This window comes from Nonomuraea phyllanthi (assembly GCF_006334985.2).
GTDB classification, from domain to species: domain Bacteria; phylum Actinomycetota; class Actinomycetes; order Streptosporangiales; family Streptosporangiaceae; genus Nonomuraea; species Nonomuraea phyllanthi.
Window position 1 is genome coordinate 24293 of sequence record NZ_VDLX02000026.1, and the last position, 19523, is coordinate 43815.

A 19523-nucleotide genomic window follows, 5' to 3' on the forward strand; every position below is an offset into this window, starting at 1 on the left:
TTCGTGTGCCACTGCTATCCCTCTGCTGAGTGGTCGGGGCGCGTCGATGGGTGAGCGCCGGCGGTCACCAGCGCCTCCACCGCCTTGCGCGGGTCCTTGCCGGTGACCAGGCTCTCCCCCACCAGGACGGCGTCGGCGCCGGCCCTGGCGTAGGCGAGCAGGTCGTGCGGGCCGCGCACGCCCGACTCGGCAATCTTGAGCACATTATCGGGGATCTTCGGCGCCAGCTTCGTGAAGACCTCGCGATCGACCTCGAGTGTCTTGAGGTTGCGGGCGTTGATCCCGATGACCCGGGCGCCGGCGGCGACCGCGCGGTCGAGCTCCTCCTCGGTGTGCACCTCGACCAGCGGGGTGAGCCCGATGGACTCGGCCCGCTCGATCAGCGACACGAGGGCCTCCTGCTCGAGGCAGACGACCATCAGCAGCGCCAGGTCGGCGCCGTGGGCCCTGGCCTCCCACAGCTGGTAGGAGGTCAGGATGAAGTCCTTGCGCAGGATCGGGATGTCGACGCGGGTGCGGACGGCCGCGAGATCCTCGAGGCTGCCGCCGAACTTGCGCCGCTCGGTCAGCACGCTGATGACGTGGGCGCCGCCCTCTTCGTAGTCGGCCGCCAGGCCCGCCGGGTCGGCGATCGCGGCCAGCGCCCCCTTGGAGGGGCTCGACCGCTTCACCTCCGCGATGACCGAGATCCTGTCGCCCCCGAGCGCGGCCATCGCGTCCCTGGGGGCCTGGGCCCGCTGCGCCTGCCGCTTGAGCTCGTCGATGGACACGGCCTGCTGACGTGCGGCGAGGTCGGCCCGCACTCCGTCGAGGATGCCGTCGAGGACACTCGGCCCTTCCGTCCGCTCAGTCACGCGCTTGAGGTCCCTCCGGTCGACAGTTGGGGGCGGCGGAGAGTTCGCATCGCGTCCGCTCTCTGCCTTGTCCTGCGATGGTATCGGCCTGGGTGGGGTCACCTCACCACAGGCCCCTGACTACGGAGCTAGGAACGCTCCGAAAGGCAGGTTTCGGACGACCCAGTAGACCATGACGACGCCGATGAACGCCCACAGCCACGCCGGATGGGCGAGCGTGGTGCGCCTGGGCCGGCCCTGCCAGGCGCGCACGACCCATCTGCCCCACCAGAAGAGCAGGAACGGGATCGTGACCACGGCCAGGGGGTTGAGCCCGAGCGCGGTGACCGGGTCGAAGTGCGCGAGGGCGTGGATGGTGCGCAGCGTGCCGCAGCCCGGGCAGAAGAGCCCCGGCCCGCCGCTGATCTCGGCGGTGATCCACAGGAACGGGCAGGTCGGATAGTGGCCGGGCTGGTTGGGGTCGACCAGGCCGACGAACGCGAACACGGCGCCGGTCGCGCCCGCAACACCGAGCGGCGCGAGCAGCCCCTTGAACCGGGTCGTGCCGCGCCACTCGGTGGTTGCCATGCTCATGCTTCCAGTATCCCTCTCCCGATCAGTACGACGAGCTCGGGACGCTGGACGCCAGGAGCACGAACACCACGACGTAGAAGAGAATGATCAGCACCCACCAGATGATGCCCGCGATCAGGGTCCGCTTCCACCAGGTCTTGGCCTCCTCCGAGGCCTGCACGGCGCCCTGGTAGTCGCCGATCTGCCACTTCGAGTTGACCTGCGAGGACTTGACGATCGCCACGATGCCGAGCGGCAGGCAGCAGAACAGCGTGGTCAGGATGGCCGGGACCAGGTGGTTGTCCGGCGGGTTGCCGCCGGGGGGCTGGCCGTAGCCGCCGCCGGGGGGCTGCTGGCCGTAACCGCCGTAGCCGCCGCCGGAGGGGGGCTGCTGCCCGTAGTCGCCGTAGCCGCCGCCGGAGGGAGGCTGCTGACCATAGCCGCCGCCGCTCGGGGGCTGCTGGCCGTAGCCACCACCGGAAGGAGGCTGCTGACCGTAACCGCCACCGCTCGGGGGCTGCTGGCCGTACCCGCCGCCACCGCTCGGGGGCTGCTGCCCGTACCCGCCGCCGGGCGGCTGCTGGCCGTAGCCGCCGCCGGGGGGCTGGGAGCCGTAGCCTCCGTCGCCCTGGTTTCCGTAAGTCATGCTAATGACCCCTCATGTCATCATCTGTACCGAGTTGCGCGTGGCAGCGTAGCGACAATGCGACATCTACGTTGAAAAACGACCACTTTGCGGACGATTCGTGATCGGACCGCAAGCGGCCCGTCACTGTCCGCCTACGGCGGCCGCTCCTATCACTCGTACGAGGACGCGGCGGCGCCGAAGGTGAGGACCGACAGCAGCATCCCGCCGAAGATCAACCAGCACAGCACCCAGATCACCACGGTGATGTACGACGTGACGAGGCCGCCGATGGCCATGCCCGAGCCCTCCTCGCCGGTCTTCTTGATCCGGTTGAGGGCGATGTGGCCGAGGATCACGCCGGGGATGCTGGTCAGGCCGCAGAAGACCAGCCCGATGATGCCCAGCACGAGCGAGGCCACCGCCATGCCGTTGGTGGACCTGGGCGGGGCGTAGCCGTAACCTGGCTGCCCGTACGCCTGGCCGTAGCCCTGCCCGTAGCCCTGCTGCGCGTAGCCGCCGTAGCTCGGCGGCTGCTGGCCGTAGCCTCCGGCGCTCGGCGGCTGCTGGCCGTAGCCGAGCGGCTGCTCCTGCGAATAGCCGGGCGGCTGCTCCCCGTATCCGCCCTGACCGTAGCCGCCGCCGCTCGGTGGCTGCTGCCCATAGCCCTCGGACGGCTGGCCCCCGTATCCCGCCCCGGACGGGGGCTGCTGGCCGTAGCCGCCGCCGGGTGGCTGCGCGCCGTACCCGCCGTTGCCGCCCTGATCCCCGTAGCTCATGCGCCTGGCTCCTCAACTGTTCGTGGCGAGTTGCAACGGCAGCTTATTGAGGAAACGATTGCCAAGCGGACAGAGGACTCAGAACAGTGAAGAAATCGTCATAGCCCGGAGGTCAGCGCCGATCCGTGGGGTCGTCTCCGCGGTCGAGCGCGTCCCACAGGGCCCGGTCCTCCGTGACCTGGGCGCGGGCCCTGTCACCGGCCCTGCCGCCGGCCCTGTCGTAGCGGGCCGACATGCCCGCCCACCTGCCGCCGCGCACGACGGCCAGGACACCGCCGGCGATCATGAGGACCGCTCCGGCGGCGGCGACGGCCGGCCACAGCGGCGCGGCCTCCCAGGGCAGACCGGTCGCGCCGTGCAGCACGTTGTGCTCGCCCAGCCAGCCGGCCACGGTGTCGTCGCCCAGCGCCGTCCACGTCCCGGCCGCCGCGCCGGCCCCGCACAGGGCGATCAGCGCTCCGACGGCGCGCCGCCCGAGGCCCTTGGTGGCGAGCACGGCGACGATCCCGGCCAGCCCGGCCAGGGCCACGGGCGTCAGCACCGGGCTGAGGTCGCCGCCGGTGGGCGCGGCCACGCCGGACGGCTCCTGCACGCGTACCCAGACCTGGCCACCGGCCAGCAGCACGAGCGCGCATCCCAGCGCGGTCGCCCCGACCCAGGCCCACAGCTCTCTGTGCCCCATGTGAACCGCTAACCCAGCGCGATCTCGAGCCGGTCGGCGTCGAAGCACGTGCGGTCACCGGTGTGGCAGGCGCCGCCGACCTGGTCGACCTTGACGAGGAGGGTGTCGCCGTCGCAGTCGAGCGCTACCGACTTGACGTGCTGGACGTGGCCCGAGGTGTCGCCCTTGACCCAGAGCTCGTCGCGGCTGCGCGACCAGTAGGTGGCCCTGCCGGTGGTGAGCGTGCGATGCAGCGCCTCGTCGTTCATCCACGCCAGCATGAGCACCTCACCGGTGTCGTGCTGCTGCACGATCGCGGCGACGAGGCCGTCGGGGTTGCGCTTCAGCCGCGCCGCCACCTTGGGATCGAGGGACATGCCTCCATTCAACCAGCCCGCCCCGCCGCCCCTGCCACCGCCGCACCGCCTCAGGCGAGGGCTTGGGAGAGGGTGTCGTAAATCGGGAACAACGGCGCCAGGTTCGTACGGCGCAGCCGCCGCAGCACCTGGCCGTCCGGCGCCACCAGGGCCATCGTGCCGTCACGGTCGCGCAGCGTGGCCAACTGGCGCACCAGGACCCCGAGCCCGGTCGTGTCGATGAAGGTCAGCCCCGTCAGATCGACCACCAGCCGCGGCCTGACCGCGGACGCCGCCTCGTCGAGGCACGCCCGGACCTGCGACACGTTGTCGACGTCGACCTCTCCCGCCAGGCTGACGACCACGAGATCGCCGTGCTGACGCCGCGTCATCCGCAGGATATCCACGCCCATGCTCCTCATGACCCCTCCCGTGGGCGGCCCCCGCCGAAAAGGTACACCGGTCTGCGGTGCGTCACGGTAGGTTTTGCTGAGAATGCGGTACGTGATGACGCCGGACGGAGTAGCTTCGGGGGCGCGACACGCGCAGGGAGGACACCATCGTGGTGCAGGGCTCCGTCCTCGATCCCGATCTGGGAGATCACGTGTGCCTGCCGTTCGACGGAGAGCGCGAGCGGATGGCGGCCACGAGGGCCTTCACGCTGAACGGGCTGCGCCGCCGCACCAGGGTGATCATCATCACGCACTCCGACAGCCCCGAGCGGACGCGGACGTGGCTGGCGCCGCTCGTGCCGGGGTTCGCCGACGCCGAGTCGGCGGGCCAGGTCGAGATCCTGGCCTGCGCCGACACCCACTTCACCGACGGCTGCCTCGACCCCGAGCGGGTCAGGTGCGGGCTGGCCAGCGCGCACGCGCGGGCCCGCAGGCACGGCCAGCACGGCGTGTACGCCCTGATCGACGCCTCGTGGGGGCTGCGCGACGCGCCCGCGCAGGCGGCGTTCGAGGCGGCGGTCAACGAGCTGTTCGGCGAGCGATGGCTGGCGGCGGTGTGCCAGTACGACCGCGCCCTGTTCCCGCGCGAGGCCATCGACCGGGCCACGTCCGTGCATCCGATCACGCCGGAGCAGGCGCTGCTGCGCTTCGCCACCGAGCCCGGCGGCCTGCGCCTGTGGGGCGACATCGACCTGACCAACCGGCCGGCGTTCGCGTCGCTGCTGGCGCGGCTGGAGAGGGACCCCGCCGAGGTGGTGATCGACGCGTCCGGGCTCGACTTCATCGACGCCGGCTCGGCGCAGCTGCTGACGGTCACCGCCATGGCCAGGCCGCGCGGGTCCACCGTGGTGGTGTGCGGCGAGTCCACGGCCAGGGTGCTGCGGCTGATCAGGGCGGACGAGTTCGTCACCGTCCGCCGGGTGGCCGATGGGTAGACAGGTGCTGCGCGCGAGCTTCGCGCGCGGGCGCATCACGCTGCTTCGCCGGGTGGTCGCCGAGCACGCCGCCCACGAAGGGCTGAGCGGCAGGCGGCTGGAGGACTTCGTGCTGGCGGTCAACGAGATCACCACCAACGCGGTCATCCACGGCGGGGGGTACGGCCGGCTGCGGCTGTGGTCGCACGACGGGCGGCTGTGGTGCGAGGTGACCGACGAGGGGCCGGGGCTGTCGCCGGGGTGGATGAGCGACATGCGCCCGCCCGCGGGGCTGGAGTTCCGCGGGCGGGGGCTGTGGCTGACCCGGATGCTGTGCGCCGACATCATGATCGTCTCGGGGCCGGGCGGCACGACGGTGACCTTCGCCGCCGTGGACCGCTGACCATGAACCGCCACCGACCGCTGACCATGAACCGCCGCCGACGGCTGACCATGAACCGCCGCGCACGGCTGATCAGGAGCCGCCGCGAACAGGCTGGTCAGGAGTGCGCGGCCGAGACCCAGGAGGCGTGCAGGTCGGCGTACACGCCTTCCTGCGTGACCAGCTCGGCATGCGGCCCGCGCTGCACCAGGCGGCCCGCGTCGAAGACCAGCACCTCGTCGGCGTTCTCCGCGGTCGACAGGCGGTGGGCGATCGAGATGGCCGTGCGTCCGCGCGTGACGCCCTCCAGCGCCCGCGCGATCCGTACCTCCGTGGCCGGGTCCACCGCGGAGGTGGCCTCGTCCAGCAGGAGCAGGTCGGGATCGGCGAGGTAGGCGCGGGCGAGCGCGACGAGCTGGCGCTCGCCCGCCGACAGCGACTCGCCGCGCTGGCCCACGGGCGTGTCGAGTGCGGCGGGCAGGCCCTCCAGCCAGTCGGCCAGGCCGAGCTCGGTCATCGCCAGCCCGATCTCCTCGGTGGTGGCCGACGGCTTGCCGTAGCGGATGTTCTCCTCCAGCGTCCCGTCGAACAGGAAGCCGTCCTGCGGCACCATGACGATCCGCTCGCGCAGCGAGGAGAAGCGCACGTCGCGCAGGTCGTGGCCGTCCACCGTGACCCGCCCCGAGACCGGGTCCATGAGGCGGGTCAGGAGCTTGGCGAACGTGGTCTTGCCCGATCCCGTCTCCCCCACCACGGCGACCCGGGAGCGCGGCGGGATCTCCAGCGTGATCTCGCGCAGCACGGGCGTGCCGCCGGGATAGGAGAAGTGGACGTCGTCGAAGGAGACCGAGATGGGGCCGCGGGGCAGCTCCACGCCATCGTCGCCGGGGTCGGCCACGTCGGGCGGGGTGTCGATCACGCCGAGGATGCGCCGCCAGCCCGCGACCGCGTTCTGCGCCTCGTTCAGCACCTCGGTGGCGGTCTGCAGCGGCGAGACGAACAGCGTGACCAGGAACAGGAACGCCACCAGCTCGCCCTGCGTGATCTCGCCCGACAGGCCGAGCCGCACGCCGAGCAGCACGATCCCGGCGATGGCGAGGGCGGCCACGATCTCGGTCAGCGGGAAGACGAAGCCGACGATGGTCTGGGCCCTGACCTGGGCGCTGCGGTTGGCGTTCACGGCCTTGTCGATGCGCTCGGCGGTGCGGCGCTCGGAGGCGTACGCCCTGATGACGGCGGCCCCGACGACGGACTCGCTGACCGCCGCCAGCATGTCGCCGGTGCGCTCGCGCACCACCGTGTACGCCCGGGACAGCAGCCGCTGGAAGCGCGGCAGAGCGATGATCAGCGGGACGAAGCAGGCCCAGACCAGCAGGGTGAGCTGCCAGGAGTAGACGAACATCAGGACGGTGGCCACGAACAGCTGGCCGAACGCCACGATGATCATCAGCCCGCCCCATTGCATGAAGTTGCTGATCTGGTCGATGTCGTTGGTGACCCGCGAGACCAGGGCGCCGCGCCGCTCGCTGTTCTGGGTGAGCACCGACAGGTCGTGCACGTGGCGGAAGCCGCGCACGCGCAGGGTCGCCAGGGACGACTCGGTCGCCTTGTAGAGGCGCACGTTCATGATGTACGCGGCCAGCGCCGTCAGCACCACGGCGGCGGCGCACACCAGGACGGCCCGGGTGATGTACGGGATGTCCGGGGAGCCGCCCTTGAGCCCGGTGTCGATCGTCTGCTGCACCGCGATCGGCACGATGATCTTGCCGGCGGTGGCGACGACGGCCAGCGCCAGCGTGCCCGCGAGCCCCTTGCGGAACTCGGGGGTCAGCGCGAGCCCCCGCTTGATCGTGGCCAGCGCGGAGCGCTCCGCGTTGGTCTGGATGCCCTGCGCCTGGATGCCCTGCGCCGTCACGCGCTGACCCCTTCCTCTTCCACCGGCAGCTCCATGGCGGCCCGCTCGGCCTCCTCGCGCTCGTAGGCGGTCACCAGGTTGCGGTAGCCGGCGCAGCGCAGGAGGAGTTCGTCGTGCGTGCCGCGGTCCACGATGCGGCCGTGGTCGAGGTAGACGACCTCGTCGGCCAGGGCGATCGTGGCCATCCGGTAGGCGACGACCACGACGGTCGACGCCTCGGCGGCGTCCCGCAGCCCGTACAGGATCTTGGCCTCGACCTGCGGGTCCACGCTGGAGGTGGCGTCGTCGAGGATGAGCAGGCGCGGCCGGCGCACGACCGCGCGGGCCAGCGCGAGCCGCTGGCGCTGGCCGCCGGACAGCGACGCGCCGCGCTCGCCGACCCGGGTGTCGAGCCCGTCGGCGAGCCGGGCGACGAAGCCCTCCGCCTGCGCCAGGCGCAGCGCGGCCCACACATCCTCGTCGGCGGCGTCCAGCCCGAGCGCGATGTTGCCGCGCACGCTGTCGTCGAACAGGAACGTCTGCTGCGGCACGAGCGCCACCGACTCGGCGATGCCGCCGTAGGCCAGCTCGCGCAGGTCCACGCCGTCGAGCAGCACCTGCCCCGCGTCGGGGTCCACGAGCCGGACCAGCAGCTGCACGAGCGTGGACTTGCCCGATCCGGTGGGGCCCACCAGGGCGACGGTACGGCCGGCGGGCACGTCGAAGGTGACGTCGTGCAGCACTTCCGCCTCGCCGTACGCGTACGAGACGCCGCTGACCTCCAGCGCGGCGGGGGTGGTCGAGCCGGCCGAGGCGCGGCCGTACTCCATCGAGCCGGTCGCGTCCAGCACGGCCTGCACCCGCTGCCAGCCGACGACGCTGCGCGGCAGCTCGGCCAGCACCCAGCCGAGCGCCCTGATGGGGAAGGCCAGCAACGTGAACAGGTACGCCACCTGCACCAGGTCGCCGGAGTCGATGGAGCCGCCCGACAGCCGCATCGCGCCGACGGCGAGCACCGCGAGCACGCCGATCGTGGGCAGCGCCTCCAGCAGCGGGTCGAACAGCCCGCGCACGCGCCCGACGGCGATGTTGGCGTCGCGCAGCTCGTGGGCGCGCCGCCGGAACCGGTCGGTCTCCAGCTCCTCCCTGCCGAGGGTCTTGACGACGAGCGCGCCGTCGAAGCTCTCGTGGGCGATCTCGCTGACCTCGGCGCGCAGCTGCTGGGCGCGGGTGGCGAGCGGGCTGAGCTTGCGCTGATAGATCAGGTTAAGTACGGCGATCGCCGGAAAAATCAGGAAACCCACCAGGGCGAGCACGAGGTCCGTGAACAGCATCGCGACCGCCGCGGTGACCAGCATGACGATGACGCCCACGGCCATCGGCAGCGGCGCGAGCGGCGCCCAGGCGGCCTCGGCGTCGGCGCTGGCGTTCGACAGCAGCTGCCCGGTGGGGTGCTGGTGGTGCCACGACAGCGGCAGCCGCAGGTACTGCTTGGTCACGTCCCTGCGCGACCTGGCCTGCATGCGGTACTGGATGACGCCGGCCAGGATGCGCCGCCCCGCCACGCCGAAAGCCTTGAGCAGGGCCGCGCCGAGGATGAGGAACGTTCCCGTCCACATCGCCCCCGAGGCGACGTCGCCCTGGGCGAACGCGGGCTGCACCACGTACTGCGTGGCCCAGCCGAGCGCCCAGGCGGACGCCACGGTCATGCCGCCGTAGACGGCGCTGGCGAGCACCGCCAGCGTGAACACGGCCTTCTCCGTGCGAACGGCCACCCCAAGGACGCGGAGCCCTTGACGCATCACGGCCGAGGTGACCTTGGTCGCCACGCGGATATGATCCCTTCAATCTGCCATATCTACCTAAGTCCCTATCACTCCAGATCCTGCCGTTATTCCCGCGGGTAGGGTTGCCCATGTGACTCATGCTCGTGACGAACGCTCCGCGCTCTGCGACCTGTTCGACCGGCTCGGCCCCGACGCGCCGACCCTGTGCACGGGCTGGAGCACCTACGACCTGGCCGCGCACCTGGTGCTGCGCGAGCGCCGGCCCGACGCCATGCCCGGCATCGCCGTCAAGGCCCTGGCCGGCCACACCGCCTCCGTGCAGAACGCGCTCAAGGCCCGGCACCCCTACCCCGAGCTGGTCGGGCTCGTACGCCGGCCGGGCGGCGTCTACGGGCTGCTGCCCTTCCTCGACGACGCCGTCAACACGATGGAGTTCTTCGTCCACCACGAGGACGTCCGCCGCGCCCAGCCCGGCTGGTCGCCCCGGGAGCTGCCGGCGGACCTGGAACGGATCATCTGGAAGAGGGTCGCCTCCGGCGCCCGGCTGATGCTGCGCAAGGCTCCGGTGGGCGTGGTGCTGCGCCGCTCCGGCGGCGGCGTGGCGCTCGGAGGCCCCCGGGGAGGCGCCCGGGTGGAGGTCACGGGACCCGCCGCCGAGCTGCTGATGTTCTGCTTCGGCCGGCAGCGGCACGCCCGGGTGGAGCTGACCGGCGACCCCGAGGCCGCCGAGCGGCTGCGCGGCGCCCCGCTGGGGATGTAGCCCTGATCTAGAGAAATCCCGGTGTCATAGGGGCTCGCGGCCGACGTCTAGCCCTTACCATGGCAGAGGAAAGAAGCCCCCCGGTTATGATCATGAACATCTTCACAGAAGATGCCGATGATCGCCCAGATCCGGGTATATACGGCTGGGAATGGACTGCAGGAGGCCCCCATGCAGGTCAAGAAGGTGATCACCTACGTGGCTGTCGCGTTCGTGGTGTTCTACCTGTTCACCAAGCCGGCAGAGGCCGCGTCGGCGGTCAACGGAGTGTTTGATGGAATTCTCCAGGGAGCCAATCAACTGGCTGTCTTCTTTACCAATGTTCTGACCTGATGTGAGGCTTCTGTCTGCGCCAGGTGCTTCCCCGGGCTCCCGGATCGTGTTACGCAGGCAGAATGAGAGATCGCCCGAGCGGCACCAAGATCAATCAGCTCGATCCTCACGCGCGGCGGATCCTCGAGCGAGCCGAGCTCGAGGGCATCGAGCTGATCCGTTTTCTCTACGCCGACCACGGTGGCGTGATCCGGGGTAAGGCGGCGTCCCGGTCCCGGTTGGCCGAACGGCTCACCACGGGCATCGGGCACACGGTGGCCATGATGGCGATGAACATGCTCGACCAGCTCCAGGACGTCGAGCACATGGGTCCGGTGGGCGAGGTGCGCATCCTTCCCGACCCCACCACCTACGTGCCGCTCCCCCACGCGCCAGGGGCCGCCGCGATGCTGTCGGACCTGGTCCGGCCGGACGGCACGCCGTGGGCGGCCTGCCCGCGCACCTTCCTCAAGGACGCGGTCGCCGAGCTCGCCGCCGAGGGCTACACGCTGCTGGCGGCCTTCGAGCCCGAGTTCACGCTCGGCCGCCGCCTGCCCGACCCGGCCGGCGGCCCCGACCGGCTCGTGCCGCTCGACGACTCGCTCTGCTACGCCAACGCCGGGTTCGACACCGCCCACGACTACACGATCAAGCTCATCCGCGCCCTCGAACAGCAGGGGCTGCGGGTCGAGCACTACCACCCCGAGCTGGGGCCGGGGCAGCAGGAGCTGTCCGTACGCCACGCGCCCGCGCTGCGCGCCGCCGACAACCACGTCCTCTACCGCGAGACCGTGCGCGGGGTCGCCCACCGCATGCAGCTGTGGGCCACGCTCGCCCCCAAGCCCCTGGCCGACCAGGCCGGCAACGGCGCCCACCTGCATCTGTCGCTGTGGAGCGACGGCCGCAACCTGTTCGCCGAGGACGGCGGCGTGCGCGACGCCTTCATCGGCGGCCTGCTCGCCCACCTGCCCGCCCTGACCGCGCTGACCTGCGGCAGCGTCAACGGTTTCCGGCGGCTGGCGCCCCGCACGTGGGCAAGCGCGTACGCCGTCTACGGGCCCGACAACCGCGAGGCGGCGGTACGGGTGTGTTCCCCGCTCGGCGAGACCGGCGAGCCCAACCTGGAGTTCAAGCCCTCCGATTCGGCGGCCAACCCGTACCTGTCGCTCGGGGCCGTCATCCACGCCGGCCTGGACGGCGTCCGGCGCCGGCTCGACCCCGGCGCCGCCGTGGACGTCGACCCGGACACTAGGCCCGGCCGGTATCCGCGCCTGCCGGCGTCCCTGGACGAGGCGCTGGACGCGCTGGAGTCGGACGAGCTGCTGATGGAGGCGCTCGGGCCGCTGCGGCGCACGGCGTATCTGGCGGTGAAGCGCTCGGAGGCGACGGCGTTCGCCGGCAAGGACGTCGCCTACGAGCTCTTCCACCACCTGCGGGTCTTCTGACCGCCGGCCGCCCGCGAACTCGCGCGGGCAGCCGTGTGGGCAACCGTGCGGATCAGCGGACCGGGTGGCCGGCCAGGCGGAGGGTGTCCTTCACCTCGGCGATCTTGAGCGTGCCGAAGTGGAACACCGAGGCCGCGAGCACCGCGTCGGCGCCCGCCGCCACCGCGGGCGGGAAGTCCTCCAGGCGCCCGGCGCCGCCGCTGGCGATCACCGGGACCCGGACCGCGGCTCGCACCGCGCGCAGCATCTCGAGGTCGTAGCCGTCGAGCGTGCCGTCGCCGTCCATCGAGTTGAGCAGGATCTCGCCGACACCGAGCTCCTCGCCGCGCGCCGCCCACGCGACGGCGTCGATCCCGGTGCCGCGCCGCCCGCCGTGCGTGGTCACCTCGAACCCGCTGGGGGTGCCGGGCGCGCGGCGGGCGTCCACGGACAGCACGACGCACTGGGCGCCGAAGCGCCGGGACGCCTCGGTGAGCAGTTCGGGACGGGCGATGGCGGCGGTGTTGAGCGCCACCTTGTCGGCCCCGGCCCGCAGCAGCCGGTCGACGTCCTCGACGGCGCGCACGCCGCCGCCGACGGTGAGCGGGATGAAGACCTGCTCGGCCGTCCGGCGCACGACGTCGAGCATGGTCTCGCGCTCGCCGGACGAGGCGGTGATGTCGAGGAAGGTCAGCTCGTCGGCGCCCTCCTCGTCGTAGCGCCTGGCCAGCTCGACGGGGTCGCCGGCGTCGCGCAGGTTCTCGAAGTTGACGCCCTTGACCACGCGCCCGGCGTCGACGTCGAGACAGGGGATGACTCTCACTGCAACGGTCATGCTCGGTGTGCCTCGATTTCGATCTCGACCAGCATTCTCGGATCGACCAGGCCGGCCACCCGGACGCCCGTGCAGGCGGGGCGCACCTTGCCGAAGACCTCGCCGATGGCGCGGCCGACGACGTCGAAGTGGCGCTGCTCCACCACATAGTAACGGACCATGACCACGTCATCGCAGGTCAGGCCGCCTGTCACGACGGCCTCCAGCGCGATGTCCATCGCGGTCAGGCTCTGCTTGTAGGCGTCGCCGACGTGGCGCACCTCTCCGTCGACCGTGGCTGTGCAGCCGGACACGATCACTCGGTCTCCTGCGATGACGGCGCGGGCGTAGCCGTACCTCTCCTCCCAGACGCCGCCGGAAAACACCCTTCGCCCGGTGCTTTCCATGCCGAAGATGCCAACGCTCATCTCGCCCCCTCCCGGCAAGAACTACACGCGTACCGCGGCAAGCGCGTTTTCCAGTGTGAACGCGTGAGCGTAGAGGGCACTGCCCACGATGGCGCCCTCCAGTCCGCTCGGCACCAGCGAGGCGAGTGCGACCAGGTCATCCAGGGAGGACACGCCGCCGCTGGCGACCACGGGCCGGTCGGTACGGGCCAGGATCCGGCGGTAGAGATCGAGGTTCGGCCCCTTCAGCATGCCGTCCTTGGTCACGTCGGTGACGACGTAGCGGGGGCAGCCGTCGGCCTCCAGCCGGTCGAGCACCTCCCACAGGTCTCCGCCCTCCTCGGTCCAGCCGCGGGCGGCCAGCGTGGTGCCGCGCACGTCGAGCCCGACCGCGATCCTGTCGCCGTGCTCGGCGATGACCTTGCGGCACCAGTCGGGCTTCTCCAGCGCGGCGGTGCCGATGTTGACCCGGCGGCAGCCGGTGGCCAGCGCGGCGGCCAGCGACTCGTCGTCACGAATGCCGCCGGACAGCTCCACGTTCACGTCGAGGCGCCCGATGACGCCGGCGATCAGCTCGCGGTTGCCGCCCCGGCCGAACGCCGCGTCGAGGTCGACCATGTGGATCCACTCGGCACCCGCCTCCTGCCAGGCCAGCGCGGCGGCGAGCGGCTCGCCGTACCCCTTCTCGGTGCCGGCCACCCCCTGCACCAGTTGCACGGCCTGGCCGTCGATGATGTCGACGGCGGGCAGCAATACGAGCGACATTCAGGTCCTCCGGTCGAAAGCGAGGGTCACGACAACAGGCGCGAGCAGCAGCGAGAAGACGAACACGCCGAAGCTGAGGAACAGCGAGCCCCACAGCATCCAGACGATCGCCTGGACGATGACGAAGCCCAGCGCGACCGCGAGGTTCTGGGCGCGGCGGCGGCGGGCGATCAGGCCGCCCTGGCGGTAGAAGCGCACCGGGCGCGGGACCAGCCCGGCCAGGAGGGCGCGGCGGCGCGATCGGCGGGCCTGCCGCTCCTCGTTGGCCTGGATCGCGCGCGCCCGCTCGGCCTCCCGCTCGGCTCTGCGGCGCGCGCGCTCCTTGCTCACGGGGCCCCGGACCGGGCGGTCGAGGCCGTCACAGCGTGCCGAGCCAGTTCGTCAGGAGGGCGGATCCGGCGTCGCCGGACTTCTCCGGGTGGAACTGGGTGGCCATGAGCGGGCCGTTCTCCACGGCGGCCACGAACGGCACGCCGTGCTCGGCCCAGGTGACGAGCGGCTGCCTGAACCCCTCGCCGGCCTGCAGCTCCCACTCGCGCACGCCGTAGGAGTGCACGAAGTAGAAGCGGGTCGCGGCGTCGAGCCCGGCGAACAGCACGCTCTCGGCGGGCGCCTTGACCGTGTTCCAGCCCATGTGGGGCAGCACGGGCGCGTCGAGCCGCTCGACCGTGCCGGGCCACTCGCCGCAGCCCTCGGTCTCCACGCCGTGCTCGACGCCCCTGGCGAACAGGATCTGCATGCCGACGCAGATGCCCAGCACCGGGCGGCCGCCGGCCAGGCGGCGGCCGATGATCTGCTCGCCGCGGACGCTCCTGAGCCCCGTCATGCACGCCGCGAACGCCCCGACCCCCGGCACCACGAGCCCGTCGGCGGCGAGCGCGGCGTCGAAGTCGGGCGTGACGGTCACGTCGGCGCCGGCCCTGGCCAGCGCCCGCTCGGCCGAGCGCAGGTTGCCCGAGCCGTAGTCGAGAACGACGATGTTCGGCTTCACCACCACAGCACCCCCGCCGTGATCGCCATCGCGGCGCCCACCGCGCAGAGGGCCGCTCCGATCTTGATGCCCTGCTTGGCCAGGGAGAACACGCCGCCGATGAGGAAGAGCCCGAGGAAGACCATCACCCCGGCGATGAGGTTGTCGGTCATAGGACGCCCTTGGTGCTGGGCACCCCGGTGGCGCGCGGGTCGAGCTCTGACGCCTCGCGCAGCGCCCTGGCCAGGGCCTTGAACTGGGCCTCCACGATGTGGTGGGCGTTGCGCCCGTACGGGACGTGGACGTGCAGGCAGATCGCGGCCTGCGCGACGAGCGACTCGAGGATGTGGCGGGTCATCGTGGTGTCGTAGTCGGGGCCGATCATCGGCGCCATGCCCTCGGGCTCGGTGTGCACGAGGTAGGGGCGGCCGGACAGGTCGACCGTAACCTGGGCCAGCGACTCGTCCAGCGGGCACGACGCGCTGCCGAACCGCCGGATGCCCGACTTGTCGCCCAACGCCTCGCGGAACGCGGCACCGAGCGCCAGCGCGGTGTCCTCGATCGTGTGGTGGGAGTCGATGTGCAGGTCGCCCTCGGTCTTGACCGTCAGGTCGAACAGCCCGTGCTTGCCGAGCTGGGCCAGCATGTGGTCGAAGAAGCCGACCCCGGTCGACACCTCGACCCGTCCGGTGCCGTCGAGGCCGACCTCCACCAGGACCGAGGTCTCCTTCGTGACGCGCTCGACGCGGCCTACGCGACTCACAGGACTCCTTCCAGGGCGGCGCGGAAGGCCGCCATCTCCTCACCGGTGCCGATCGACACCCGCAGCCATTGTGGCGGGCCCACCTCGCGGATGAGCACCCCTCGCTCCAGCAGCCCCTCCCACACGGCGCGCCGGTCGGGGAAGCGCCCGAACAGCACGAAGTTCGCGTCGGAGTCGGCCACCGCCAGCCCCTTGGAACGCAGCCACGCGACCGTGTCGTCACGCTCGCGCCGCAGCGCGTCGACCGTGCCCAGCAGCTCGGCGCGGTGCCGCAGCGCCACGCGCGCCGCCGCCTGGGTGAGCGTCGACAGATGGTACGGCAGCCGCACCAGCAGCAGCGCCTCCACCACGGCCGGGTGGGCGGCGAGGTAGCCGAGCCGGGTGCCCGCCATGGCGAACGCCTTGGACATCGTCCTCGTGACGATCAGCCTCGGGTGCGCCGGCAGCAGGGTGAGCGCCGAAGGCGTGCCCTGCCGGGCGAACTCGGCGTAGGCCTCGTCGACCACGACCATGCCGCGCGCGGCGGCCAGCACGGCCTCGATGGTCTCGATCGGCTGGGCGGTGCCGGTCGGGTTGTTGGGCGAGGCCAGGAACACGATGTCGGGCTGGTGCTCCTCGATGGCCGCCGTCGCCTTGCCGGGGTCGATCGAGAAGTCGTCCTCGCGGCTCGCCGCGATCCACTCGGTGCTGGTGCCGCTGGTGATGATCGGGTGCATCGAGTAGGACGGCTCGAACCCGATGGCCGTGCGGCCGTGGCCGCCGAACGCCTGCAGGATCTGCTGGAGCACCTCGTTGGAGCCGTTGGCGGCCCACACCTGTTCGGTGGTCAGGCCGTGGCCGAGATAGGCGGCCAGGTCGGCGCGCAGCGCCGTGGCGTCCCTGTCGGGATAGCGGTTGAGCTCCCCGGCGCTCGCCCGGACCGCCTCGGCCAGGTCGGCGACCAGCTCAGGCGAGGGCGGGTAGGGGTTCTCGTTGGTGTTGAGCCGGACGGGGACGTCGATCTGGGGCGCGCCGTACGGCGACTTACCCCGCAGATCGTCCCTGATGGGCAGGTCGTCGAGGTTCACGCGCCCTCCGAGGAAACGTTCGAGGGAACCTGCCAGTCGAACCGGGCACGGACGGCGGCGCCGTGGGCCGGCAGGTCTTCGGCGTCGGCCAGGACCGACACGTGGGCCGCCGCGCCCGCGAGCGCGTCGCGGGAGTAGTCGACGACGTGGATGCCGCGCAGGAACGACTGCACCGACAGGCCGCTGGAGTGGCAGGCACAGCCGCCCGTGGGCAGCACGTGGTTGGAGCCGGCGAGGTAGTCGCCGAGCGAGACCGGGGCGTAGGGGCCCACGAAGATCGCCCCGGCGTTGCGGATCCTCCCGGCGACCTCCGCGGCGTCCGCGGTGTGGATCTCCAGGTGCTCGGCGGCGTAGGCGTCGACGACCTTGACGCCGTCGTCGAGCGAGTCGACCAGCACGATGCCCGACTGTCGCCCGCCCAGGGCCTCGGCGATGCGCTCGGAGTGGCGGGTGGCCGAGACCTGCCCGGGCAGCTCCTTCTCGACCGCGTCGGCCAGTTCGGCGCTGGTGGTCACCAGCACGGCGGCGGCGATCACGTCGTGCTCGGCCTGGCTGATCAGGTCGGCGGCCACGTGGACCGGGTCGGCCGTCTCGTCGGCCAGGATGGCGATCTCGGTGGGGCCCGCCTCGGAGTCGATGCCGACGCGGCCCTTGAGCAGCCGCTTGGCCGCCGCCACCCAGATGTTGCCGGGGCCGGTCACCATCGTGGCGGGCGGGCACTCCTCCGTGCCGTAGGCGAACATGGCCACCGCCTGCGCCCCGCCCACCGAGTAGACCTCGTCGACGCCGAGCAGCGCGCACGCGGCCAGGATCGTGGGGTGCGGGAGCCCGCCGTGCTCCTTCTGCGCCGGGCTGGTCACGGCCAGCGACCCGACGCCGGCCTCCTGCGCCGGCACGACGTTCATCACCACGCTGGACGGGTAGACCGCGCGGCCGCCGGGGACGTAGAGGCCCACCCGATCGACCGGCACCCACCGCTCGGTCACGGTGCCGCCGGGCACGACCTGGGTGGTGACGTCGGCGCGCCGCTGGTCGCGGTGGACCAGCCTGGCCCGCCTGATCGACTCCTCCAGCGCCGCCCTGACCTCGGGGCCGAGCTCGCGCAGGGCCTTCTCCAGGGCCTCGGCGGGCACGCGGGCGGTGGCGATCTCGACGCCGTCGAACCTGGCGGTCAGCTCCCGTACGGCTGCCGCCCCGCGATGGCGCACGTCGTCGCAGATGGGCCGCACCTTCTCCAGGGCGGCCTCGACGTCGAGCTCGGCGCGGGGCAGCACGTCGCGCAGGTTCGCCGGCAGGGAACCGCGCAAGTCGATACGGGAAATCACCCTGACAGTCTACGGAGTCCGCCTGCTGAATCCGGTTCTGTCCACTATCCGGGACGCCGCGCCGGGAGCCGGCCGCGCGGAGAAGGGCCCCTCGAAGATGAGGCGGCCGTGGGCGACGCTCGCCGACGTCGTTGCCCACGGCCGCCGCGACCCCGGACCGGGCCTGCCGGGGCAGCCGCCGTGACCGTTACGGGGGTACGGCCACGGCCGGGAAAGCTCCGAGGCAACTCCACTGCCCATGGACGGCCGCCCCTAACGCGTAACACCAGAAAAACACCAAGTTCTTTTTGCCCGCCGGGCGGGGACGCGTGTCGCCGCCGGCCATCACCACCCGGCCATCGATGGCATCTGAGTTACTTTCACATTACGTGTCCATTATGTCCGGCCCCTTACTCTTGCCGGGTGGGACAGTGGCGGGGCCCTGACGGCATCCTCGTGGAGGCGATCATCTTGGACGATCGCCCCGTGCTGCGTGTCTCCCACCAGGTCAACGGCAGGACGTACCTGCGCGGCTACTGCGCCACCGTCTCCGAGCTGTCCACCCACGGCGTGGACCTGGCCGAGCTCGTCGAAGACAGCGCCCTTGACCATCTGTAGACCCCGTCCCGCCACTGTCGATCAACCGGGCGGGGTACGGCCAGCACCATGGCCAGGCTGCCCGCCTACACGCCGATGCTGGCCCAGCTCGGCTCCCTCGCCTCCGTCCAGGGCGCGGACTGGGCCGTCGAGATGAAGTGGGACGGCGTGCGCGCCCTCGCCTACGTGCAGGAGGGCACCGTCCGCCTGATGTCGCGCAACAACAAGGACGTCACCCCCGCCTACCCCGAGCTCCAGCTCATGGCGGGCGCCGCCGGCGGGCACGCGGCCGTGATCGACGGGGAGATCGTGGCCTTCGACGAGGCGGGGCGGCCCAGCTTCGAGCAGCTGCAGGCCCGGATGCACCAGCGCAACCAGGCGGCGATCGCGCAGCTGACCCGATCGGTGCCGGTGACGTTCATGGCGTTCGACATCCTGCACCTCGACGACGACAGCACCGTCTCCCGGTCGTACCTCGAACGCAGGGAGCTGCTGGAGACCACCTTCACGCCCGGCTACCGGTGGGAGGTGCCGGTCTGGTTCGCCGACAACGCCGAACTCGCCCTCGACTCCTCCAGGCAGCTGGGGCTCGAAGGGATCATGTGCAAGCGGACCCGCTCCCCCTACCGGCCGGGGCGGCGCAGCTCCGACTGGACGAAGGTCAAGAACGTGCGCACCGTCGAGGTCGTGGTCGGCGGGTGGAAGCCCGGGGGCGGGCGGCGCTCGGGGATGATCGGGTCGCTCCTGCTCGGCGCCCACGACCCGCGCGGGCGGCTGCGGTACGTCGGCCACGTCGGCACCGGCTTCTCCGAGGCCGTGCTGCGCGACCTGGGCGAGCGCCTGGCGCCGCTGGAGCGCCCTGACCCGCCGTTCGACGAGGCGGTGCCGCGCGAGCACCTCAGGGACGCGCGCTGGGTGGAGCCGTGCCTGGTCGGAGAGGTGCAGTACGCCGAGGTCACCGGCGACGGACGGCTGCGCCACCCCTCGTGGCGCGGGCTGCGGCCCGACCGCGAGCCGTACGAGGTCACCACGGCGGAGATCCTCCCTGACCACGGCACCGCGACCGGCTGATCCCCGCCCATGG

General features: G+C 71.8%; 25 protein-coding genes. 7 read left to right on the plus strand and 18 right to left on the minus strand.

Features of this window, described 5'->3' with window-relative positions; translation table 11 throughout:
• Nucleotides 1–14 precede the first annotated feature (14 nt).
• The 7 genes from trpC to FH608_RS44725 all read right to left on the minus strand — a co-directional run bounded on the left by trpC (nucleotide 15) and on the right by FH608_RS44725 (nucleotide 4234).
• Nucleotides 15–854, minus strand: a complete 840-nt coding sequence (gene trpC, locus FH608_RS44695; RefSeq protein ID WP_139637257.1) for an indole-3-glycerol phosphate synthase TrpC — start codon at nucleotides 852–854, stop codon at nucleotides 15–17.
• 120 nt (nucleotides 855–974) lie between these two features.
• Nucleotides 975–1427: a DUF2752 domain-containing protein gene (locus tag FH608_RS44700; protein ID WP_139637258.1), complete on the minus strand. Its 453-nt coding sequence runs from the start codon at nucleotides 1425–1427 to the stop codon at nucleotides 975–977.
• Between the two features lie 22 nt (nucleotides 1428–1449).
• Nucleotides 1450–2052 (minus strand): CD225/dispanin family protein, encoded by a 603-nt coding sequence (locus tag FH608_RS44705; protein ID WP_139637259.1) that lies wholly within the window; start codon nucleotides 2050–2052, stop codon nucleotides 1450–1452.
• A 152-nt stretch (nucleotides 2053–2204) separates the two neighbouring features.
• Nucleotides 2205–2810, minus strand: a complete 606-nt coding sequence (locus FH608_RS44710) for a DUF4190 domain-containing protein (protein WP_139637260.1) — start codon at nucleotides 2808–2810, stop codon at nucleotides 2205–2207.
• Nucleotides 2811–2922: 112 nt separating this feature from the next.
• A complete protein-coding gene (locus tag FH608_RS44715) occupies nucleotides 2923–3492 on the minus strand; it encodes a Trp biosynthesis-associated membrane protein (RefSeq protein WP_139637261.1) in 570 nt (189 codons plus the stop codon).
• Between the two features lie 8 nt (nucleotides 3493–3500).
• The gene (gene hisI / locus FH608_RS44720) at nucleotides 3501–3848 is read right to left on the minus strand and encodes a phosphoribosyl-AMP cyclohydrolase (RefSeq protein WP_139637262.1); all 348 of its coding nucleotides are present in this window, start codon (nucleotides 3846–3848) and stop codon (nucleotides 3501–3503) included.
• Between the two features lie 50 nt (nucleotides 3849–3898).
• Nucleotides 3899–4234 carry an STAS domain-containing protein gene (locus FH608_RS44725; RefSeq protein ID WP_139637263.1) on the minus strand — a complete coding sequence of 112 codons (336 nt, stop codon included), beginning with the start codon at nucleotides 4232–4234 and terminating at the stop codon, nucleotides 3899–3901.
• 155 nt (nucleotides 4235–4389) lie between these two features.
• Between FH608_RS44725 and FH608_RS44730 the strand changes: the two genes are divergently transcribed.
• A complete protein-coding gene (locus FH608_RS44730) occupies nucleotides 4390–5214 on the plus strand; it encodes an MEDS domain-containing protein (RefSeq protein ID WP_139637264.1) in 825 nt (274 codons plus the stop codon).
• Entirely contained in the window at nucleotides 5207–5596 is a 390-nt protein-coding gene (locus tag FH608_RS44735; RefSeq protein WP_139637265.1) for an ATP-binding protein, read from the plus strand. The genes FH608_RS44730 and FH608_RS44735 overlap by 8 nt, the downstream gene beginning before the upstream one ends.
• A 97-nt stretch (nucleotides 5597–5693) precedes the next feature.
• Here FH608_RS44735 and FH608_RS44740 read toward each other — a convergent pair whose 3' ends face one another.
• A complete protein-coding gene (locus tag FH608_RS44740; protein ID WP_226900469.1) occupies nucleotides 5694–7490 on the minus strand; it encodes an ABC transporter ATP-binding protein in 1797 nt (598 codons plus the stop codon).
• A complete protein-coding gene (locus FH608_RS44745; protein WP_193318987.1) occupies nucleotides 7487–9271 on the minus strand; it encodes an ABC transporter ATP-binding protein in 1785 nt (594 codons plus the stop codon). Before FH608_RS44745 ends, FH608_RS44740 begins: the two co-directional genes overlap by 4 nt.
• 115 nt (nucleotides 9272–9386) lie before the next feature.
• Here FH608_RS44745 and FH608_RS44750 point away from each other — a divergent pair, with 115 nt between their 5' ends.
• The 3 genes from FH608_RS44750 (at nucleotide 9387) to FH608_RS44760 (ending at nucleotide 11773) form a co-directional block, all read left to right on the plus strand.
• Nucleotides 9387–10016: a TIGR03085 family metal-binding protein gene (locus FH608_RS44750; protein ID WP_139637267.1), complete on the plus strand. Its 630-nt coding sequence runs from the start codon at nucleotides 9387–9389 to the stop codon at nucleotides 10014–10016.
• A gap of 117 nt (nucleotides 10017–10133) precedes the next feature.
• Nucleotides 10134–10349, plus strand: a complete 216-nt coding sequence (locus tag FH608_RS44755) for a hypothetical protein (protein ID WP_139637268.1) — start codon at nucleotides 10134–10136, stop codon at nucleotides 10347–10349.
• Between the two features lie 62 nt (nucleotides 10350–10411).
• On the plus strand, nucleotides 10412–11773 hold the full coding sequence (locus FH608_RS44760; protein ID WP_139637269.1) for a glutamine synthetase family protein: 1362 nt from the start codon (nucleotides 10412–10414) through the stop codon (nucleotides 11771–11773).
• Nucleotides 11774–11825: 52 nt separating this feature from the next.
• Here FH608_RS44760 and hisF read toward each other — a convergent pair whose 3' ends face one another.
• Genes hisF through hisD form a run of 9 tightly spaced genes read right to left on the minus strand, consistent with a single transcriptional unit; the run spans nucleotide 11826 to nucleotide 17863 of the window.
• Nucleotides 11826–12587 (minus strand): imidazole glycerol phosphate synthase subunit HisF, encoded by a 762-nt coding sequence (hisF, locus tag FH608_RS44765; RefSeq protein WP_139637270.1) that lies wholly within the window; start codon nucleotides 12585–12587, stop codon nucleotides 11826–11828.
• On the minus strand, nucleotides 12584–12994 hold the full coding sequence (locus FH608_RS44770) for a Rid family hydrolase (protein ID WP_139637271.1): 411 nt from the start codon (nucleotides 12992–12994) through the stop codon (nucleotides 12584–12586). Before FH608_RS44770 ends, hisF begins: the two co-directional genes overlap by 4 nt.
• Before the next feature lie 21 nt (nucleotides 12995–13015).
• On the minus strand, nucleotides 13016–13738 hold the full coding sequence (gene priA / locus FH608_RS44775) for a bifunctional 1-(5-phosphoribosyl)-5-((5-phosphoribosylamino)methylideneamino)imidazole-4-carboxamide isomerase/phosphoribosylanthranilate isomerase PriA (protein ID WP_139637272.1): 723 nt from the start codon (nucleotides 13736–13738) through the stop codon (nucleotides 13016–13018).
• On the minus strand, nucleotides 13739–14068 hold the full coding sequence (locus tag FH608_RS44780; RefSeq protein ID WP_139637273.1) for a hypothetical protein: 330 nt from the start codon (nucleotides 14066–14068) through the stop codon (nucleotides 13739–13741).
• A gap of 28 nt (nucleotides 14069–14096) precedes the next feature.
• Nucleotides 14097–14729, minus strand: a complete 633-nt coding sequence (gene hisH / locus FH608_RS44785) for an imidazole glycerol phosphate synthase subunit HisH (protein ID WP_226900478.1) — start codon at nucleotides 14727–14729, stop codon at nucleotides 14097–14099.
• Nucleotides 14726–14881 (minus strand): hypothetical protein, encoded by a 156-nt coding sequence (locus FH608_RS52120; protein WP_193318979.1) that lies wholly within the window; start codon nucleotides 14879–14881, stop codon nucleotides 14726–14728. Before FH608_RS52120 ends, hisH begins: the two co-directional genes overlap by 4 nt.
• Complete coding sequence (hisB, locus tag FH608_RS44790) at nucleotides 14878–15471, minus strand: imidazoleglycerol-phosphate dehydratase HisB (RefSeq protein WP_139637275.1); 594 nt, start codon at nucleotides 15469–15471, stop codon at nucleotides 14878–14880. The genes FH608_RS52120 and hisB overlap by 4 nt, the downstream gene beginning before the upstream one ends.
• Nucleotides 15468–16538 carry a histidinol-phosphate transaminase gene (locus FH608_RS44795; protein ID WP_139637276.1) on the minus strand — a complete coding sequence of 357 codons (1071 nt, stop codon included), beginning with the start codon at nucleotides 16536–16538 and terminating at the stop codon, nucleotides 15468–15470. The genes hisB and FH608_RS44795 overlap by 4 nt, the downstream gene beginning before the upstream one ends.
• A complete protein-coding gene (hisD, locus tag FH608_RS44800; RefSeq protein ID WP_139637277.1) occupies nucleotides 16535–17863 on the minus strand; it encodes a histidinol dehydrogenase in 1329 nt (442 codons plus the stop codon). Before hisD ends, FH608_RS44795 begins: the two co-directional genes overlap by 4 nt.
• 402 nt (nucleotides 17864–18265) lie before the next feature.
• Here hisD and FH608_RS44805 point away from each other — a divergent pair, with 402 nt between their 5' ends.
• Nucleotides 18266–18460, plus strand: a complete 195-nt coding sequence (locus tag FH608_RS44805; RefSeq protein WP_139637278.1) for a hypothetical protein — start codon at nucleotides 18266–18268, stop codon at nucleotides 18458–18460.
• Between the two features lie 48 nt (nucleotides 18461–18508).
• Nucleotides 18509–19510: a non-homologous end-joining DNA ligase gene (gene ligD, locus FH608_RS44810; protein WP_139637279.1), complete on the plus strand. Its 1002-nt coding sequence runs from the start codon at nucleotides 18509–18511 to the stop codon at nucleotides 19508–19510.
• Nucleotides 19511–19523: the final 13 nt, after the last annotated feature.

What these genes read in the sequence shown, in the direction of transcription:
- FH608_RS44700 (WP_139637258.1), bottom strand. Translation starts at nt 1,427, where the DNA reads ATGAGCATGGCAACCACCGAGTGGCGCGGCACGACCCGGTTCAAGGGG.
- FH608_RS44705 (WP_139637259.1), bottom strand. Translation starts at nt 2,052, where the DNA reads ATGACTTACGGAAACCAGGGCGACGGAGGCTACGGCTCCCAGCCCCCC.
- FH608_RS44710 (WP_139637260.1), bottom strand. Translation starts at nt 2,810, where the DNA reads ATGAGCTACGGGGATCAGGGCGGCAACGGCGGGTACGGCGCGCAGCCA.
- FH608_RS44715 (WP_139637261.1), bottom strand. Translation starts at nt 3,492, where the DNA reads ATGGGGCACAGAGAGCTGTGGGCCTGGGTCGGGGCGACCGCGCTGGGA.
- hisI (WP_139637262.1), bottom strand. Translation starts at nt 3,848, where the DNA reads ATGTCCCTCGATCCCAAGGTGGCGGCGCGGCTGAAGCGCAACCCCGAC.
- FH608_RS44735 (WP_139637265.1), top strand. Translation starts at nt 5,207, where the DNA reads ATGGGTAGACAGGTGCTGCGCGCGAGCTTCGCGCGCGGGCGCATCACG.
- FH608_RS44745 (WP_193318987.1), bottom strand. Translation starts at nt 9,271, where the DNA reads ATGCGTCAAGGGCTCCGCGTCCTTGGGGTGGCCGTTCGCACGGAGAAG.
- FH608_RS44755 (WP_139637268.1), top strand. Translation starts at nt 10,134, where the DNA reads ATGATCGCCCAGATCCGGGTATATACGGCTGGGAATGGACTGCAGGAG.
- FH608_RS44760 (WP_139637269.1), top strand. Translation starts at nt 10,412, where the DNA reads ATGAGAGATCGCCCGAGCGGCACCAAGATCAATCAGCTCGATCCTCAC.
- hisF (WP_139637270.1), bottom strand. Translation starts at nt 12,587, where the DNA reads ATGACCGTTGCAGTGAGAGTCATCCCCTGTCTCGACGTCGACGCCGGG.
- FH608_RS44770 (WP_139637271.1), bottom strand. Translation starts at nt 12,994, where the DNA reads ATGAGCGTTGGCATCTTCGGCATGGAAAGCACCGGGCGAAGGGTGTTT.
- priA (WP_139637272.1), bottom strand. Translation starts at nt 13,738, where the DNA reads ATGTCGCTCGTATTGCTGCCCGCCGTCGACATCATCGACGGCCAGGCC.
- FH608_RS52120 (WP_193318979.1), bottom strand. Translation starts at nt 14,881, where the DNA reads ATGACCGACAACCTCATCGCCGGGGTGATGGTCTTCCTCGGGCTCTTC.
- ligD (WP_139637279.1), top strand. Translation starts at nt 18,509, where the DNA reads ATGGCCAGGCTGCCCGCCTACACGCCGATGCTGGCCCAGCTCGGCTCC.